This window comes from Roseibium aquae, assembly GCF_008711285.1.
GTDB classification, from domain to species: domain Bacteria; phylum Pseudomonadota; class Alphaproteobacteria; order Rhizobiales; family Stappiaceae; genus Roseibium; species Roseibium aquae.
Genome location: NZ_VXDC01000001.1, coordinates 673,190 through 691,319 on the forward strand (window position 1 = coordinate 673,190; position 18,130 = coordinate 691,319).

General features: G+C 62.6%; 16 protein-coding genes. All 16 read left to right on the forward strand.

The features are described 5' to 3' along the window. Positions 1-16 precede the first annotated feature (16 nt). Positions 17-775, forward strand: a complete 759-nt coding sequence (locus tag F0184_RS02975; RefSeq protein ID WP_150494279.1) for a dienelactone hydrolase family protein — start codon at positions 17-19, stop codon at positions 773-775. A 409-nt stretch (positions 776-1,184) separates the two neighbouring features. Further along, complete coding sequence (locus F0184_RS02980; protein ID WP_150494281.1) at positions 1,185-1,658, forward strand: division/cell wall cluster transcriptional repressor MraZ; 474 nt, start codon at positions 1,185-1,187, stop codon at positions 1,656-1,658. After that, positions 1,658-2,695 carry a 16S rRNA (cytosine(1402)-N(4))-methyltransferase RsmH gene (rsmH, locus tag F0184_RS02985; protein ID WP_150494642.1) on the forward strand — a complete coding sequence of 346 codons (1,038 nt, stop codon included), beginning with the start codon at positions 1,658-1,660 and terminating at the stop codon, positions 2,693-2,695. The genes F0184_RS02980 and rsmH overlap by 1 nt, the downstream gene beginning before the upstream one ends. 2 nt (positions 2,696-2,697) lie before the next feature. Continuing rightward, positions 2,698-3,054 carry a cell division protein FtsL gene (ftsL, locus tag F0184_RS02990; protein ID WP_150494283.1) on the forward strand — a complete coding sequence of 119 codons (357 nt, stop codon included), beginning with the start codon at positions 2,698-2,700 and terminating at the stop codon, positions 3,052-3,054. Positions 3,055-3,061: 7 nt separating this feature from the next. After that, positions 3,062-4,774, forward strand: coding sequence for a peptidoglycan D,D-transpeptidase FtsI family protein (locus F0184_RS02995; protein ID WP_150494285.1), 1,713 nt, complete (start codon positions 3,062-3,064; stop codon positions 4,772-4,774). 91 nt (positions 4,775-4,865) lie between these two features. Further along, positions 4,866-6,335, forward strand: a complete 1,470-nt coding sequence (locus tag F0184_RS03000) for a UDP-N-acetylmuramoyl-L-alanyl-D-glutamate--2,6-diaminopimelate ligase (RefSeq protein WP_150494288.1) — start codon at positions 4,866-4,868, stop codon at positions 6,333-6,335. Then, a complete protein-coding gene (locus F0184_RS03005; RefSeq protein WP_150494290.1) occupies positions 6,332-7,762 on the forward strand; it encodes a UDP-N-acetylmuramoylalanyl-D-glutamyl-2,6-diaminopimelate--D-alanyl-D-alanine ligase in 1,431 nt (476 codons plus the stop codon). The genes F0184_RS03000 and F0184_RS03005 overlap by 4 nt, the downstream gene beginning before the upstream one ends. Before the next feature lie 9 nt (positions 7,763-7,771). Then, complete coding sequence (gene mraY / locus F0184_RS03010; RefSeq protein WP_150494292.1) at positions 7,772-8,857, forward strand: phospho-N-acetylmuramoyl-pentapeptide-transferase; 1,086 nt, start codon at positions 7,772-7,774, stop codon at positions 8,855-8,857. 6 nt (positions 8,858-8,863) lie between these two features. Beyond that, complete coding sequence (murD, locus tag F0184_RS03015; RefSeq protein WP_150494295.1) at positions 8,864-10,264, forward strand: UDP-N-acetylmuramoyl-L-alanine--D-glutamate ligase; 1,401 nt, start codon at positions 8,864-8,866, stop codon at positions 10,262-10,264. After that, on the forward strand, positions 10,264-11,424 hold the full coding sequence (ftsW, locus tag F0184_RS03020; protein ID WP_150494298.1) for a putative lipid II flippase FtsW: 1,161 nt from the start codon (positions 10,264-10,266) through the stop codon (positions 11,422-11,424). Before murD ends, ftsW begins: the two co-directional genes overlap by 1 nt. Before the next feature lie 18 nt (positions 11,425-11,442). Then, on the forward strand, positions 11,443-12,561 hold the full coding sequence (gene murG, locus F0184_RS03025) for an undecaprenyldiphospho-muramoylpentapeptide beta-N-acetylglucosaminyltransferase (RefSeq protein ID WP_150494300.1): 1,119 nt from the start codon (positions 11,443-11,445) through the stop codon (positions 12,559-12,561). Further along, positions 12,558-13,973: a UDP-N-acetylmuramate--L-alanine ligase gene (gene murC, locus F0184_RS03030; protein ID WP_150494302.1), complete on the forward strand. Its 1,416-nt coding sequence runs from the start codon at positions 12,558-12,560 to the stop codon at positions 13,971-13,973. The genes murG and murC overlap by 4 nt, the downstream gene beginning before the upstream one ends. Continuing rightward, on the forward strand, positions 13,970-14,941 hold the full coding sequence (murB, locus tag F0184_RS03035; protein ID WP_150494305.1) for a UDP-N-acetylmuramate dehydrogenase: 972 nt from the start codon (positions 13,970-13,972) through the stop codon (positions 14,939-14,941). Before murC ends, murB begins: the two co-directional genes overlap by 4 nt. Next, positions 14,941-15,870 (forward strand): D-alanine--D-alanine ligase, encoded by a 930-nt coding sequence (locus F0184_RS03040; RefSeq protein WP_150494644.1) that lies wholly within the window; start codon positions 14,941-14,943, stop codon positions 15,868-15,870. Before murB ends, F0184_RS03040 begins: the two co-directional genes overlap by 1 nt. After that, positions 15,858-16,772: a cell division protein FtsQ/DivIB gene (locus F0184_RS03045; RefSeq protein ID WP_150494307.1), complete on the forward strand. Its 915-nt coding sequence runs from the start codon at positions 15,858-15,860 to the stop codon at positions 16,770-16,772. Before F0184_RS03040 ends, F0184_RS03045 begins: the two co-directional genes overlap by 13 nt. Next, on the forward strand, positions 16,769-18,091 hold the full coding sequence (gene ftsA / locus F0184_RS03050; RefSeq protein ID WP_150494309.1) for a cell division protein FtsA: 1,323 nt from the start codon (positions 16,769-16,771) through the stop codon (positions 18,089-18,091). The genes F0184_RS03045 and ftsA overlap by 4 nt, the downstream gene beginning before the upstream one ends. Positions 18,092-18,130: the final 39 nt, after the last annotated feature.

Sequence of the window (18,130 nt, forward strand, 5' to 3'; positions counted from 1 at the left end):
TCGCATGAGGTGTTTCATGAAAGCGTACACATTTGCAGCGTCCGCCGGTCTTGCGGTTCTGATCGCCGGATCGGCTTCAGCCGAAATCGTCGGGGATTATCACACCTATACGGTCGGCGGGACGACCTTCGAAGGCTATGTTGCCACCAACACGGCACTGGAAGAGCCGCGCGGCACGGTTCTGATTGTCCACGACTGGGATGGCATGACCGGCTATGAAGAGCGGCGGGCCGACATGCTGGCCGCGCTCGGCTATACGGCGTTTGCCATCGACGTCTACGGCGCCGACGTCAATCCGACGACAGTCGATGAAAACCGCGCCTTGTCCGGAGCGCTCTACGGCGACCGGGCCCTGTTCCGCGAGCGGCTGCTCGGATCCATTGCCGAAGCGGCCAACATTCCCGGTGCCTCCGACGACATGGTCATGATGGGCTATTGCTTCGGAGGCGCGGCGGTGCTGGAGGCGGCACGTGCCGGGGCGGATCTCGAAGGCTTTGTCAGTTTCCACGGTGGCCTCGGCACGCCCGAAGGGCAGGACTACAGCCAGGCGACCGGGCCGATCATGCTGTTTCACGGGTCGGCGGACCCGGTATCCGGCATGGCTGACCTGGCCGCGCTGCTCGATGAACTGCAAGCCGCCGGCGTTGCCCATGGCGCGCAGATCTTCGGCGGCGCAAGGCACTCCTTCACGGTCTATGGATCGCGGGATTACGACCTTGGCGCCGATCAGGGCAGTTGGACAGGACTGCAGGCTTTTCTTGCCGAGGCGCTCTGATCACGAAGCTTGTTCATGCCATGCGAGCCGCCTGCCTTCTGGCTGGCGGCTTTTTTCGTGCGGCTCGCCATACCCCACTCCGATCCCGGTGTGTGTTGACCGGTTGCGCATCCTTTTCCGGAGCTGCTGCGATTCTTTTTTCCTGTCAAGCCTTCATTAAGCCTAACGCGCTAGCCTCAATTTTAGGAATTTTGGGAAGGCTTTGGCTGGGGTTGGTGCACCAAGTTCCATTGACCTCCCATCATATCCCATGATATCCCATAAATACCCAGAACGGGGAGATGAAGGCCCGGACTGTGAAGGGTTCACGTGGTCTTCCGAACGGATCGCCGTCAGGCCGGTCCTGGCCCATTCCGGTTACTGAAAATTTGTGGGGCAGAGGCAGAGATTGCCTGTCTGAAAGGGACCGATGGCCGGCTTCGTTTCGCATTTTACCAACCGGCTGGACGCCAAGGGTCGCGTGTCGATCCCGGCGCCATTCCGGGCGGTTTTGGCGAAGGATGGCTATGAGGGGCTGTACGCGATCGCATCGCCCCATTGTCCGGCGGTCGATGCGGGCGGGCATGCGCTTTTGGGGGAAATCGAGACGCGGCTTGAGCAGTTCCAGAAGCTTTCGCCCGATCACGATGCGTTGGCCGTGGCGCTGTTCGGTGCCAGCGAGACCCCGAAGATCGACAATGATGGCCGGATGATGATTTCCGATATGATCCGAGAGCACACGGGCATTGACGACCAGGTGACCTTCGCAGGGCTCGGATACAAGTTTCAGATCTGGCAACCGGACCGGTTTCGCGAGCATCGCGCGGAGGCCCAGCGGCGCGCGCTCGCAATGCTGTCGGGCGCGTCCGCGTCCGCGGCGACCTCGGAAGGAGGATCGGCATGATGGCGCAAGGCGCGGAGCAGAATCTCTCCGATGCTGGCGGACCAGAGCGTCATGTGCCGGTTCTCCTTGAGGCCGTGATGACCCATCTCGCGCCGGAGCCCGGGGATGTGATCGTTGATGGTACGTTCGGTGCCGGCGGTTACACGCGGGCCATAATCGGGGCCGGCGCCCAGGTGATCGGCATTGACCGGGATCCGGATGCCATTGCCGGCGGGGCGGATCTGGCGCGCGCGGCCGGAGGCCGTTTGACCCTGGTGCCGGGCCGGTTCGCGGATCTTGAGAAGCATGCGGCGGAGGCCGGTCATGCCGCGGTCAGCGGTGTGGTGCTCGATCTCGGCGTGTCTTCCATGCAACTCGACGAGGCCGAGCGCGGGTTTTCCTTTCTCCGCGATGGGCCGCTGGACATGCGCATGGAGCAAGCGGGGCCGTCGGCGGCCGATGTCGTGAATGAGCTTCCCGTTCGCGACCTGATCAGGATCATCGGCCTTCTTGGTGAGGAAAAGCGCGCGACCAGCGTCGCCCACGCCATTGACGTGGCCCGCAAGGAAAAGCCGTTTGCCGGGACCGCCGAATTGGCGAACCTCATCGAGAAGGTTCTTGGCCGCAATCCAAAAAAGGCGCAGATCCATCCGGCGACCCGCACATTTCAGGCCTTGCGCATCTATGTGAACGGCGAACTGCATCAGGCCGCCGAGGCGCTGGCGGCGGCCGAGCGGGTCCTGAAGCCGGGCGGACGGCTCGTGGTGGTGAGTTTCCACAGTCTGGAAGACCGCATCGTCAAACGGTTCTTCGCCGACCGCAGCCGCACCCATGCCGGAGGGTCGCGTCACATGCCGGAAGAACATGTTTCACCGCCGACTTTCGAGTTGTTGACCCGAAAGGCGGTCGAGGCGGATCAGGAAGAGACCGATCTCAATCCAAGAGCACGCTCGGCGCGTTTGCGGGCGGGGCGCAGGACCGCCAATCCGCCCAGGCATCTGGATATTCATGAAGCAGGCGTGCCGAAGCTCGCTGCCTTCAATGGACTGGGAGGCTGATCATGGGGCGGATTTTGAACATTGTGTTCGTTGTGGCCGTCGTGATCGGGGCCGCGACGGTTTATGACATGAAACTGGCCGCCGAAAAGTCGGCGGAACGTGTGGCCGAACTCAACCGGAAGATCGAAGAGGAGCGGCAGACCATTCAGCACCTGCGCGCGGAATGGAGCATGTTGACCCAGCCCGAACGCTTGCAGCGTCTTGTGGAGCGTCACAACGCCTATCTGGAGCTCAAGCCCCTGGAAGCGGCACAAATCGTTCGCGCTGAAGACCTGCCGGCACGGCCGGTGATGCTTGAGCCGATTGGTGGCCCGGACCCCTTGGGCGGCTATGCCGGCGCTGCGACGGTGGTGAGGTGAGGCGGCCATGACCATCGCAGACGGGAAAGCGTCGTTCTTGCAGGTGAGCCGGCCCAGACCGCGTCCCTCGGTTGGATCTGTCTCATCGAGCCAGGTCAAGTCGCGGGTCTATGTGGCGATGGCGGCCTTTGTTGCCGTATATCTGATGATCGGCGGGCGTCTGGTCCAATTGGGGCAGATGGACAGCACCTCGAACCCGATCGTGGCGACGGCCGCCGATGCGGTCGCAGCGTCAAGACCCGATCTTCTGGACCGCAATGGCGAGATCCTTGCCACCGACATCAAGACGGCTTCACTTTATGCCGAACCGCGCCGGATACTGGATGTCGACGAGGCTCTTGACGGCTTGACCCGGGCCTTGCCCGATCTGGATCCCCTTGTCGTCCGCCGCCGGCTGGAAAGCCGGGCGGGTTTTGTCTGGTTGAAGCGCGAACTGTCCCCGCGCGAGGTCGATGCGGTGCATGGCCTCGGCCTGCCGGGCATTGGCTTTCTGACGGAAAAGCAAAGGTTCTATCCGGGCGGTCCCACGGCCGGCCATATCGTCGGGTCCGTCAATGTCGACAATCAGGGATTGGCCGGGGTCGAGAAATTCATCGATGGGGAATGGCTGGGCGACCTGCAAACGCTCGGGTTCACCGCTGACCGCTCCCTGGAACCGGTGCGTCTGTCCATCGATCTGCGGGCCCAACACGCGGTGCGGGACGAACTGGTCAAGGCCATGGAGCGGTACCGGGCCATTGCCGCCGTGGGGATTGTTCTCGATGCGAAGACCGGCGAGGTCATCGCCATGGCATCGCTGCCCGACTACGATCCCAATGACCGATCCCAGGCGCTGGAAAAGGACCGTCTCAACCGGGCGACCGGGGGCGTGTTCGAGATGGGCTCGGTGTTCAAGGCATTCACAACGGCCATGGCGCTTGATTCGGGACGGGTCACAATCAATGACAGTTTCGATGCAACGCGGCCGATCCGGGCGGCGGGCCGCACGATCTCGGATTTCCACGGAAAAAACCGCATCCTCTCCGTCCCGGAAATTTTCATTTATTCGTCGAATATCGGGACCGCGAAAATGATGCTGGCGACCGGTGTGCCCCAGCAACAGGAGTTTCTGGAGCGGATCGGGCTGACCACGCGCCTTGAGACCGAATTGCCGGAAAACGCCAGGCCATTGCTGCCGCCAAGGTGGAACGAGCTTGCGGCCATGACCATCTCTTTTGGTCACGGTCTTTCGATCACGCCCATGCAAACCGCTGTCTCGGCAGCGGCCATGATCAACGGTGGGAAACTGCTGCAGCCGACTTTCTTCCCGCGCTCCATGGATGAGGCGCAAGCCACTGCAAAACAGGTCATTTCCCCCGATGTGAGCCGGGCAATGCGATACCTGTTCCGGCTCAATGTGCTCTCCGGTTCCGGGCGCAGGGCGGAGGTTCCCGGCTATCTCGTCGGCGGAAAGACCGGGACCGCGGAGAAGATCGAAAATGGCGTTTACGTGGATGACAAACGCCGGAATTCGTTCCTGTCCGCCTTTCCCATGGATGACCCGCGATATGTCGTGCTGACCGTGATCGATGAGCCGAAGCCGGAGCGCGAAGGCATCGCCGCGACTGCCGGTTTGAATGCCGCGCCGGTCACCGGTGCCATCATTCGGCGGATTGCGCCAATGCTCGGGGTCATGCCGCGATTTGGCCAGGGGGGAGAGACGATCGAGATTTCCTACTAAAATGCCGATGAGCATCCGGCGGGGTCGCAGCCGAAAATCCGGACGCTTGAAAACGCAAAAAGACGACGCACCAACCGGATGATCGGATGACATGCAATTATCGAATCTTGCCGGCGGGCTGAAGCTACCGGACGGGGCGTCAGGCCTCGATATCACCGGGCTGACGGCCGATAGCAGGACCGTTCAGGCCGGATTTCTATTCGCCGCGCTCGAAGGCGCCGCCGTCGATGGCGCCCGTTTCGCTCCGCAGGCGGTCGAGGCGGGTGCGGTTGCGGTCCTGTGCGCCGAAACGGCGGCTCTCGACCTTTCGAAAACCCTTCCGGGCCATGTCGCAATTGTGGCCAGCAAGCAGCCGCGCCGCGACTTCGCGCTCATGGCCGCCCGGTTTTACAACCGGCAACCCGATGTGATCGTTGCCGTGACGGGCACCGCCGGCAAGACTTCGGTTGCCCATTTCACCCGTCAGATCTTCCAGATGTCGGGCCACGCCGCAGCCAGTCTGGGGACAATCGGAACAATCAGTCCGGATGGTGCGGTCTATGGCGGACTGACAACGCCCGATCCTGTTTCGCTCCATGCCGAACTGGCGCGGCTGGCCGATGACGGCGTCACCCATGTCGCCATGGAAGCCTCCAGCCACGGTCTCGACCAGCGCCGCCTCGACGGGGTTCACATCGTCGCCGCGGCCTTCACGAATCTCGGCCGCGATCACATGGACTATCACGCCACGATGGAGGATTACTTCGAGGCGAAGCTGCGGTTGTTCAAGGATCTGCTGCCGCAGGGCGGAACGCTGGTCGCCGACCCTTCTGCCCCTTATGCCGACCGGGTGCTAACATTCGCGGCCGATCGGGGCCTTCGCACGCTCACGGTCGGGCCCCAGGGCCGGGACCTTCGCCTTGCGCGGGTGGAGACGGTGGGATTGGGTCAGTTTCTGACCGTTGAAGCAGGCGGCAGGACGCTTAATGTCACGCTCCCTCTGATCGGCGACTTCCAGGTGTCCAACGCGCTCATCGCCGCGGGGCTTGCGATTGGCGCCGGTGTCAGGCCTGAAACGGCGGTGCGGGCTCTTGAAAGCCTGAAAGGTGCGCCGGGACGGCTCGAATTCGCCGGGCGAACCAGAACCGGGGGGGCTGTCTATATCGACTACGCTCATAAGCCAGACGCGGTTGAAAAAGCGCTCGCCGCTTTGCGGCCGTTCACGAAGGGCACACTCTCGGTGATCATCGGCGCCGGTGGGGACCGGGATCCCGGCAAGCGTGTCCTCATGGGTGCGGCGGCGGCGCGCAACGCGGACATGGTCATCGTGACCGACGACAATCCGCGCTCCGAAGACCCGGCTCTGATCCGCAAGGCGGTGCTGGAGGGAGCGCCGGGCGCGCTTGAAATCGCCGACCGGGCTAAAGCGATAGAAGAGGCCGTGCGGCGTCTGCAGGCTGGGGACATTCTGTGCGTGGCTGGAAAGGGCCATGAAACGGGCCAGATTGTCGGAAACACCGTGCTCCCGTTTTCAGATCACGAAGCCGTCAAGGCCGCCCTTTTGTCGGGAGAAAAACAATGAGTGAACCGCTGTGGACCCGGGAAGCGTTTGTCGCCGGTGCCGGGGGAACGCCGCAAGGACAGGTCCCGGACGCCGTTCTCGGCATTTCGATCGACAGCCGGACCCTGCAGCCGGGCGAAGCGTTTTTCGCCATCAAGGGCGACCGGTTCGATGGGCATGACTTTGTTGCCAGCGCTTTGGAGAATGGGGCCGCGGTCGCCGTGATTTCGGCCGACCGCCTTGGCGGGCTTCCCGCGGACGGGCGGTATCTGGTCGTTGACGATCCGCTTGAGGCGCTCAGGCGTCTTGCGGTTGCCGCGCGCCAGCGCAGCCGGGCCAGGATCGTCGCGGTGACCGGATCCGTGGGCAAGACCGGCACCAAGGAAGCCCTGCGCCTTGCTCTTTCCCCTAGCGGCAAGGTCCACGCGTCCGTCGCCTCCTTCAACAACCATTGGGGGGTGCCGTTGACGTTGGCCCGGATGCCGGAAGACACCGACTACGGGGTGTTCGAGATCGGCATGAACCATGCAGGCGAAATCACGCCGCTTGTCAAAATGGTCAGACCCCACGTGGCGATCATTACGACCGTTCAAGCGGTGCACCTGGAATTTTTCGAAAGCATTGAAGGCATCGCGAAAGCCAAGGCCGAAATCTTCAATGGACTGGAAAGCGGTGGTCAGGCGATCCTGAACCGCGACAACGACCAATTCGATCTCTTGCTGTTCCTCGCCAAGGCGGCCGGGGTGTCCGAGATTCAGACCTTCGGAACCGGTGAAGGCGCCGACTCATTCCTCGAAAAGGCGGCCCGGCAACCGGGCAGTTCCTCGGTTCAGGCGCGGATCCTCGGCCAGAACATCACCTACAAGATTGGCGCGGCCGGACAGCACCATGTCGTCAACAGTCTCGCTGTGCTTACCGCGGTTGTGGACCTCGGGGCCGATCTGGCTCTGGCCGGTCTTGCCCTGGCCGACATGCAAGCGCCGAAGGGCCGCGGCCAGGTCAGCCGATTGTCGATGGATGGCGGCGTCGCCAGTCTGATCGATGAAAGCTATAACGCCAATCCGGCCTCCATGCGGGCTGCACTGGCGGTCCTGGCCGATGCTCCCGTGAGCCGCCCCGGGCGGCGGATCGCCGTCCTGGGCGACATGCTCGAACTGGGAGAAGACGGCCCGCGCATGCATGCGGGCCTGCTGGAGCCCATCGAGGCGGCTCAGGTGGATACGGTCTATTGTGCCGGCCCGCTGATGCATCATCTCTGGCAGCAACTGCCGCCGCAAAGGCGGGGGCACTATGCCGAGCATGCCAGGGATTTGACGGAACGGCTGCTGGAAGACCTGCGTCCGAAGGATGTCGTCATGATCAAGGGGTCCCTTGGTTCGAAAATGGGCCCTCTTGTCGAGGCTCTGAAATCAGAATATCCGCCTGCGGATGAAACCGCGGCGGCATGAGGGCACTCGATGTTTTACTACCTCACACAGTTTTCCGATCAGATCTCCGCTTTGAACGTTTTCCGTTACATCACGTTCCGCACCGGCGGGGCGATCATGACGGCCCTGTTTTTCGTCTTTCTGTTCGGTCCGAAAATCATCTCCAGCCTCCGGTTGCGTCAGGGGCATGGTCAGCCCATCCGCGCAGATGGTCCGGAAGGGCATCTTCTGACGAAAAAGGGCACCCCGACGATGGGCGGCCTGATGATCATTTCGGGCGCGTTGGTGGCCGCTCTGCTCTGGGCGGATCTTTCCAACCCATATGTGTGGGTGGTGATCGGTGTCACGCTCGGGTTTGGCTTGATCGGCTTTTATGACGACTACCTCAAGGTCACCAAGTCCAGTCACAAGGGGTTCAGCGGAAAGGCCCGGCTGGGCGTGGAATTTCTGATTGCCGGTCTGGCGGCCTACGCGGTCACCGTGCTCGACAATCCGCCATTTTCGACCTCGATCGCCTTTCCGTTTCTCAAGGACCTGACCTTGAACCTTGGGATTTTCTTCATTCCCTTCGCGGCCTTTGTGATCGTGGGGGCGGGCAATGCGGTCAACCTGACCGATGGCCTGGACGGGCTGGCGATCGTGCCGGTAATGATTGCCTGTGCGTCCTTCGCCCTGATCGCCTATCTGTCGGGCAACGCGGTGTTCGCCGAGTATCTGCAAATCCACCACGTCCCGGGCACAGGTGAGCTCGCGGTGCTGTCAGGGGCGGTCATCGGGGCCGGTCTGGGGTTCTTATGGTTCAACGCCCCGCCGGCCGCCATCTTCATGGGTGACACCGGTTCCCTAGCGCTCGGCGGCATGATCGGGGCGATCGCGGTGGCGACGAAACACGAGATCGTGCTCGCGATTATCGGCGGGCTGTTCGTGTTGGAAGCGGTGTCCGTCATCGTGCAGGTCGTCTCCTACAAGCTGACCGGAAAGCGTGTTTTCCGCATGGCCCCCATCCACCATCATTTCGAATACCTCGGCTGGACGGAATCCCAGGTGGTGATCCGGTTCTGGATCATCGCGGTTGTCCTCGCGCTGGTCGGTCTTGCCACATTGAAGCTGAGGTAAGGCGAGATGATCCCGGTCACGACATTCCAAAATCAACGTGTGGCGCTGTTCGGCCTGGGCGGTTCGGGTCTCTCGACGGCCAAGGCCCTGGCCGCCGGCGGTGCTGACGTCAGAGTTTGGGATGACGCGCCGAACCGGGTGGCCGCCGCCCGTGAGGCGGGGCTTGCGACAGTTGACCTGGCCAAGGCCGACTGGTTCGGTTTTGCCGCACTTGTCCTGGCGCCGGGCGTGCCGCTGACCCATCCGGTTCCCCACTGGACAGTGGACAAGGCGCGGGATGCGGGTCTCGAGATCCTCGGCGATGTCGAACTGTTCTTCCGCGAGCATCGCAGGGTTTGCCCTGAATCGCCGGTGATCGCCATTACCGGAACCAACGGGAAGTCCACCACGACGGCGCTGATCGCCCATCTGTTGAAGGACCTGGGGTTCGACACGCAGATGGGCGGCAATATCGGTGTTCCCGTTCTTGATCTGGAGCCGTTCGCCCCCGCCCGCCACTATGTGATCGAGTGCTCTTCCTACCAGATCGATCTGGCGGCGAGCATCGATCCCACAATCGGCATTCACATGAATTTGTCGCCCGACCATCTCGACCGGCACGGTACGATGGAAAATTATGCCGCCATCAAGGAACGGCTCGTCGCCGGTGCCAAGGCAGCCATTGTCGGGGTGGACGACCGCCTGTCCTCGGCCATCGCGGACCGGCTGGAACTGGCGAGCAAGCCCGTGTGCCGGATTGCCGGTGAACGGGAACTGCCCGATGGCGTTTATGCGAAGGACGGCCAGATTTTCGAGGCGTATGACGGAACCCAGCATCCGGTCGCCAAGCTGGCCGGCATCGACAGTTTGCGCGGGGACCACAATGGCCAGAACGCGGCGGCGGCTTTCGCGGCCTTGCGTGCGCTGAATGTCGCGCCGGACAGGATCGCCGGCGCCTTGAAAACCTTCCCGGGCCTCAATCATCGCATGCAAGTGATCGCCCGGTCCGGGCGCCTTATGTTCATTAATGACTCAAAGGCAACCAATGCCGATGCCGCCGCCCGCGCCCTTGCCAGCTTCGAGCGTATCTACTGGATCGCCGGCGGACGGGCCAAGGAGGGCGGTATTGCCGCATTGGATGAATACTGGCCGCGAATTGCCAAGGCCTATCTGATCGGGGAAGCCGCCGAAACCTTCGCGCAAACGCTTGAGGGACACGTTCCCGCGGTGCTGTCAGGAACACTCGACCTTGCCATTCAGCAGGCCGTGGCGGACGCGAAGGCCGATAGCGCGGACGAAATCGCCATTCTGCTGTCGCCTGCCTGCGCGTCGTTCGATCAGTACCCGAATTTCGAATTGCGCGGTGCCGCTTTCGCCGATGCCGTTCATCGGATCTTGGACAAGACAACGAGCCAGGAGGTCGCCTGATGGTCAGCCGCGCCGATCGCAGCCGTTTTGCCGAATGGTTCTGGACCGTCGACCATTACCTGCTCGCGGCGTTCGGTCTGCTGATGCTGGGCGGCGTGGTCCTGTCCTTCGCGGCAAGCCCGCCGGTTGCAGAGCGGCTCGGCCTCGACACGTTCTATTTCGTCAAACGGCAGGCCCTGTTTCTGATCCCGGCCATTGCCATCGTCCTGCTCGGATCCCTGCTGTCGCCGCGTATGGTGCGCCGTGTCGCTCTTGCCGTCTTTGTCGTTTCGGTCGTTCTCCTGGTCGCCACCCTGTTTTTCGGCATGGAGGCGAAAGGCGCCCGGCGATGGATCTACATCGCCGGATTTTCGGTGCAGCCGTCGGAATTCGTGAAGCCGGCCTTCGTCATTCTCGTTGCCTTTCTCCTTTCGGAGAGTGGGCGCCGAAGGGAAGTGCCGGGCGTCCTGTTCGCCTTCGTGCTGTTCGCGATTTGCGCGGCGCTCCTGATCGCGCAGCCCGATTTCGGTCAAACCATGCTGCTCGGAGCGGCCTGGGCGGGTCTGTTTTTCCTCAATGGCCTGCCGTGGTTCCTGATCACCGGACTCGGGATCATCGGGATCGTGGGCCTTGTTTCGGCTTATGCCTTTCTTCCCCATGTGACCGAGCGGGTGAACCGGTTCCTCGATCCGGCTTCCGGCGATACCTATCAGATCGACACGGCGATGGATTCCTTTCTGTCCGGGGGGTGGTTCGGCAAGGGGCCGGGAGAAGGAACTGTCAAGCGGATCCTGCCCGACAGTCACACCGACTTCATCTTCGCGGTTGTGGCGGAAGAGTTCGGAGTGATCGTCTGTCTGTTCATGGTCATGCTGTTCGCCTTCGTTGTCATTCGCGGATTGCGGCATGCGAGCCGCGACCAGGATGCCTTCAGCCGTCTGGCGACGGCGGGTTTGATCACCCTGTTCGGGCTGCAGGTAACCATCAACCTGTCGGTGAACCTCAATCTCATTCCCCCCAAGGGAATGACGCTGCCCTTCATTTCCTATGGTGGATCCTCGCTGTTGTCTTCCGCGATGACCGCCGGCGCCGTGCTCGCCCTGACGCGGCGGCGGCCGCGGCCCACCCGTGGCGGGGACATTGTCACCATCGCCCGCCTGTCGCCCTCGAGCCTGATGTGAACCGTCAACGGACCGGACATGACCAAACGCATCCTACTGACCGCCGGAGGAACAGGCGGTCATCTTTTTCCCGCACAGGCGCTGGCCGGTGAATTGTTGAAGCGCGGCTGGGTTGTCGAATTGGCGACCGATGAAAGGGCCGGCAAGTTTCACGCAAGCTTTCCCGCCAGCGCGATACATGTCATTTCCTCGGCGACCGTGAGGGGCAGGAACCCGATCGGTTTGGCGCGCACGGCGCTGAAGTTGGCGCGCGGTTACTGGCAGGCGCGCAAGGTGTTGAACACCTTGAAGCCGGATGTTGTGGTCGGCTTCGGCGGATATCCGACGTTTCCGCCAATGTTCGCGGCCAAGGCGGCGGGCATCCCCACCATCTTGCACGAGGCGAACGGGGTGATGGGCCGGGCCAACAAGATGTTGGCCAAGGGCGCCACCGCCATAGCGACGTCATTCCCGCTTGAGAACCTCCCGCCGGACCTGGCCGGCAAAGTGACCGAAACGGGTAACCCGGTGCGCGAAGCGGTGCTTGCTGCCGCCGGAAGACCCTATACGCCGCCCGAGGCCGATGGCCCCTTCCATCTTCTTGTGTTTGGCGGATCCCAGGGCGCGCGGGTGTTTTCCGACCTCCTGCCGGCAGCCGTCTCGAAACTGGATGAAGACATCCTTTCACGGCTGAGGATCGTCCAGCAATGCCGCCCGGAAGATCTGGAGCGGGTCGAGGCTGCCTACCGGACCCTGGGTGTGAAGGCCGAACTCGGCAGTTTCTTTCAAGACATGCCCGAAAGGATTTCGGCCGCGCATCTGGTCATGTGCCGGTCCGGTGCTTCGACCGTGAGCGAACTGGCGGTCCTCGGTCGTCCGTCGATCCTTGTGCCCCTTCCCGGCGCCATCGATCAGGACCAGGCGGTCAACGCGCGGCTTCTCGAAAATGTCGGTGGCGCGTGGCCAATCCGGGAAATCGACCTTCATGGGGAGCGCGTCGCCCAGGAATTGAAACGCTTTAGCGCCGCACCGGAATTGCTCGCGGCCGCCGCGAACGCCGCGCTCACAGCCGGGAAGCCGGACGCGGTTAAGCGGCTTGCGGATCTCGTGGAAAAGGTGGCGGGCAAACGTCAAAAACAAAATGGAGACGGCGCATGAAAATGCCGCAGGACATTGGACCGGTGCATTTCGTCGGGATCGGCGGGATCGGGATGAGCGGAATCGCCGAGGTGCTCAAGACGCTCGGCTATCAGGTGCAGGGATCCGACATGGCCGAGAACGCCAATGTGAAACGCCTGCGGGAAAAGGGCATCCAGATCGCCGTCGGGCACGCTGCGGAAAACCTCGGGCTGGCGGAAGTCGTCGTCGTGTCGTCGGCGATCAAGAAAGACAATCCGGAATTGGTCGCGGCGCGAGAAAAACTCATCCCGGTGGTCCGTCGTGCCGAGATGCTGGCCGAACTGATGCGCTTCAAGCAGGCGATCGCCGTCGGCGGAACGCATGGAAAGACCACCACGACCTCAATGGTCGCCGCGCTTCTGGATGCTGGCGGGGTCGACCCGACGGTCATCAACGGCGGGATCATCAACGCCTATGGCACCAATGCCCGGATGGGCGAGGGGGACTGGATGGTGGTCGAGGCCGATGAAAGCGACGGCACTTTCGTCAAGCTGCCCGCGGATGTGGCCATTGTCACCAACATCGACCCGGAGCATCTCGATCACTATGGCGACTTCGAGGGCGTGAAAGCCGCGTTCCGGCAGTTCGTCGAGAATGTGCCTTTCTATGGATTTGCCGTGATGTGTCTGGATCACCCGATCGTCCAGACGATGATCGGCACGATCGAGGACAGGCGGGTCGTCACCTACGGGGCGAATCCGCAGGCCGATGTCCGGTTTTCGGACGTTTCCATGGATGGCGGCAAGTCGAACTTCTCGGTCTCGATCCGGGACCGGCGAACGGGCAAGAGCGTTGATCTCAAGAACCTCTCGTTGCCCATGCCCGGCCTGCACAATGTGTCCAATGTGACCGCCGCAATTGCCGTGGCCTCGCAATTGGGTGTCGCGCCCGAGGCCATCAAACGCGGCATCGCCGGTTTTGGCGGCGTGAAGCGGCGCTTCACGCATACGGGCACCGTCCATGGAATTCATGTCTATGATGACTACGGGCATCATCCGGTGGAGATCCGGGCCGTGCTGCATGCCGCGCGTCAATCGACCGGCGGCCGGGTGATCGCCGTGGTTCAGCCGCACCGTTACACCCGGCTTGCGAGCCTGTTCGATGATTTCTCCAGCTGTTTCAACGACGCCGATCATGTGATTGTGGCCCCGGTCTTCGCCGCCGGCGAGGCTCCCATCGAGGGCGCAAGCCATCTCGATCTCGTGTCCGGCTTGAAGACACGCGGCCACCGCGCGGTCGAGGCCATCGAAGGGCCGGATGATCTCGCCGCAGCGATTGCCCGAACGGCAGGCCCGGGCGATTACGTGATTTGTCTTGGCGCCGGAAACATCACCCAGTGGGCCTATGCGCTGCCGCAACAGCTTGCGGATGCCTTGGGAGGCGCGGCGTGAGCTTTCCCGATCTGCTTCGGACATATCCCGATCTGGGTGCAGGCATCCGCGGGCGGTTGACGGCGAACCAGCCGATGTCGGCGGTGACATGGTTCCGGACCGGAGGGGCGGCTCAGCTCCTGTTCCAGCCGGCCGATGCGGACGACCTGGCACGGTTCCTGGCGGTGCTGCCCGGGGATATTCCCGTTCTGCCGGTCGGCCTCGGGTCGAACCTTTTGATCCGCGACGGTGGTGTGGACGGGGTTGTCGTGCGCTTGTCGGCCAAGGGGTTCGGCGGTCTCGAGCAGGTGGGAGAGACGCGGTTTCGCGTCGGGGCGGCTGTGCCGGACAAGCGGCTGGCCGAAGCCGCCGCCGCCGCAGGCGTGGGCGGTTTCGCGTTCTTCGCCGGTATTCCCGGCGGTCTTGGCGGCGCCTTGCGGATGAATGCGGGGGCTCACGGGGCGGAAACCCGGGAGCGGATGATCGAATTGACCGCCATTGACCGGGATGGTCAGCGCCATGTCCTCAAAAACGCCGACATGGGCTACGCCTATCGCCATTCAAACGCCTCGCAAGATTTCATCTTCGTCGAGGCTGTCTTCGAGGGCGTTGCCTCAGATGAGGCGACGGTGCGCCGGCAAATGGCGGACGTGATCGCGCACCGGGAGACCGCGCAGCCGATCCGGGAAAAAACTGGCGGATCGACGTTCAAGAACCCGGAAGGTCACTCCGCCTGGAAGCTCGTGGATGCGGCGGGCTGCCGGGGCCTGACCATTGGTGGGGCTCAAATGTCTGAGATGCACTGCAATTTCATGATCAACACGGGCGAGGCCACTGGCCACGATCTGGAGCTTTTGGGCGAAACCGTTCGCGCCCGGGTTCTGGCGCAGTCGGGTGTTCGGCTCGAGTGGGAAATCAAGCGCCTCGGCCATTTCGGGCCGCAAGGCGAAATCCAGCCGTTTCTCGGCCAGGCAGGGGAGGCCGCGTGATGGCCGGCAAGAAACATGTGGCGGTTTTGATGGGTGGATGGGTCAACGAACGGCCCGTGAGCCTGGCCTCAGGTGCGGGCTGCGCCAACGCCCTGGAAGAAGCCGGCTACAAGGTCACCCGCGTCGATGTTGACCGGACCATTGCTGCCGTCCTTGCTGAATTGAAGCCGGATGTCGTCTTCAACGCATTGCACGGTCCTTTTGGAGAGGACGGCTGCATCCAAGGCATTCTCGAGGTCTTGGAGATCCCATACACCCATTCCGGCGTCATGGCCTCGGCCTTGGCCATGAACAAGGTCAAGGCCAAGGCGGTGATGGCCGCGGCCGGCGTTCCGGTTACCGAGCACTTAATTGTTAACCGTCATCAGATCGGCCGCGACCACCCGATGGAACCGCCTTATGTGATTAAACCGATCAATGAGGGATCGAGTTTCGGGGTGCTGATCGTGAATGCGGATGTTCCTCATCCGCCCCAGGAACTGACACGGGAAGACTGGCCCTATCCCGATGATTTGATGTGCGAAAAGTTCATTGCAGGGCGGGAACTCACATGCGCCGTCATGGGCGACCGTGCGCTTGGCGTCATCGATATCGTGCCAGAAGGCCACAGCTTCTACGATTACGACGCGAAATATGCGGAAGGCGGTTCAAAACACATTCTTCCTGCAAAAATTTCACCCTTTGTTTACCAAGAAATACAGACACTGTCCGTCAAGGCGCATCAGGCTCTCGGATGCCGAGGGGTATCCCGGGCCGATTTCCGATTCGATGAACGCGAAGACGGCACCGGAGAGCTGATCTGCCTTGAAGTGAATACGCAACCCGGCATGACGCCGACCTCGTTGGTACCGGAAATGGCCGCCCACGAGGGACTGAGTTTCGCCGAGTTGGTCAGTTGGATGGTAGAGGACGCAAGTTGCTGTCGATAAGACGCCGACATAACTGGAACGACCTGACGCCGCTGGAAGCCGAACTGGCTTCGCGCGGGCGCGGGACGTCGCGTCTGAACCGCCAGCCGGTTTGGCGGGCAGTCGGCCGTCTGGCGCACCTGCCGCGGTGGGCCGGATCCAGTGCCGCACTCGGGTTCTTGGGGCTGACTCTCGCCTACAGCATCGCCCTTGGCGGATATGGCCGGGAAGTGTCCGATGCGCTGTTGAGCTCCGTGGGTCTGGGTATCGAGACCGTCAAGCTGTCCGGCCAGAGCGAGACCGACGATTTCCAGGTGCTCGAGGCGCTCGAGATCGACACCGGCGATTCCCTGGTTCTGTTCGATGCCAACGCAGCCCGTGACCGCCTGACCAGGCTTGCCTGGGTCAAGTCGGCCTCGGTGATGAAGTTCTATCCCAATACGCTGCAGGTCCGGGTCGATGAATGGGAGCCCTATGCGTTGTGGCAGCGCGGCGAAACCGTCTCGATCGTCACCCGCGACGGCGACGTGATCACGGACGAGGTCGATGGCCGGTATGCGAACCTCCTTCTGGTCGTGAACCATGGGGCCAACAGACGGGCTGGTGAGATCATGGCCGCCCTGGAAATGGTGCCGGAACTGCGCCCGCGCGTGCGCGCCGCATTTCTGGTCGGGGACCGCCGTTGGGATCTCATGCTGGAAAACGGGATTTCCCTCAAATTGCCGCAAGTGGGCATGGAAAAGGCGCTCGGTGAAATCGTGTACATGGATGCTGAGTCCGGTCTGTTGACCCGCGATATCGTTGCGGTCGATATGCGCATTCCGGACCGGATCGTTGTCCGGCTGTCCGAAAAGGCAGCGGAGCGCCGCAAGGAAATGACCGGGCCGGACGGCCGGTTGGTGAACTGGGAGCGCGACACATGAGCAAGCCGCGTTCCGCCCTCTATCTGCCGAAGATGCGCCCGCTTCCCAGCCGGCGCGCCGTCGTTTTGTCGGTGCTGGATGTCGGCTCGACTAAGGTCTGCTGCCTTATCGCCAAATTGACGCCGCGCGAAGACGGAGCCGTGATGCCTGGCCGGACCCATGCGATCGAGGTGCTGGGCTGGGGTTATCAAGGCGCGCGGGGCATCAAGTCCGGTGTGGTGGTCGACATGGACCAGGCCGAGCATGCGATCCGGCTGGCCGTCGACAGCGCGGAGCGGATGGCGGGCGTTACCGTCGAATCGCTGATTGCGAACATCAGCTGCGGCCGACTTCAGAGCGAGATTTTCAGCGCAACCGTTCCTCTGGCCGGTGAAAGCGTCTCGGAAGCGGATATCCAAAGGGTGCTTTCCGCCGGGTCGAGCCATTCTGTGACGGAAGGCCGGGCGGTCACCCATGCGCTGCCGATTTCCTATTCGCTCGATGGCAACCGGGGGATCCGCGATCCGCGCGGAATGATGGGCGTGAAGCTCGGCGTTGACATGCAGGTGGTGACGGCGGAAGTGCCGCCGGTGCGGAACCTGGAGCTGTGCATCAACCGGGGCCATCTGCACGTTGAGACACTGGTGGCGACACCTTTTGCCAGCGGCCTTTCGACCCTTGTCGACGACGAGGCCGAGCTTGGGGTGGCCTGTATCGACATGGGGGGAGGGACAACCACCTTGTCGGTCTTCATCGACGGCCACATGGTTCATCTCGATGCGATTGCGGTCGGCGGGCAACACGTCACGACAGACATCGCGCGCGCCTTTGCCACGCGTTTGAAGGATGCCGAGCGGTTGAAGACCCTGCATGGGTCGCCCCTGGCCAGTTCCGCCGACGATCGGGACATGCTGACCGTACCGCCGCTCGAAGACGACAACGATTTACCGAACCAGATTCCGCGTTCGGCCCTGACACGTGTCATCCGGCCGCGGATCGAAGAAATTCTTGAACTCGTTCGCGACCGTTTGACGGCCTCCGGCTTTGCCGGCCGGGTTGGAAAGCAGATCGTGCTGACTGGTGGGGCTAGCCAGTTGACGGGTTTGAGTGAAGTTGCGCGTCAAATTCTGGGGCGCAACGTCCGTCTCGGCCGGCCTTTGGGCGTCGCCGGTCTTCCCGAGACCGCCAAAGGTCCGGCTTTCGCCGCGGCCGTCGGTCTCTTGATTTATCCGCAAGCCGCACAGATCGAACAGTTCGAGCACAAGAACCGCCGGTCGGCGTGGAGTGGGCAATCTGGCTATCTGGCCCGTGTCGGCCAGTGGATCAGGGAAAGCTTTTGACGACATGAGCCAAGGACAGGAACTGCCGGAAACGGCTGA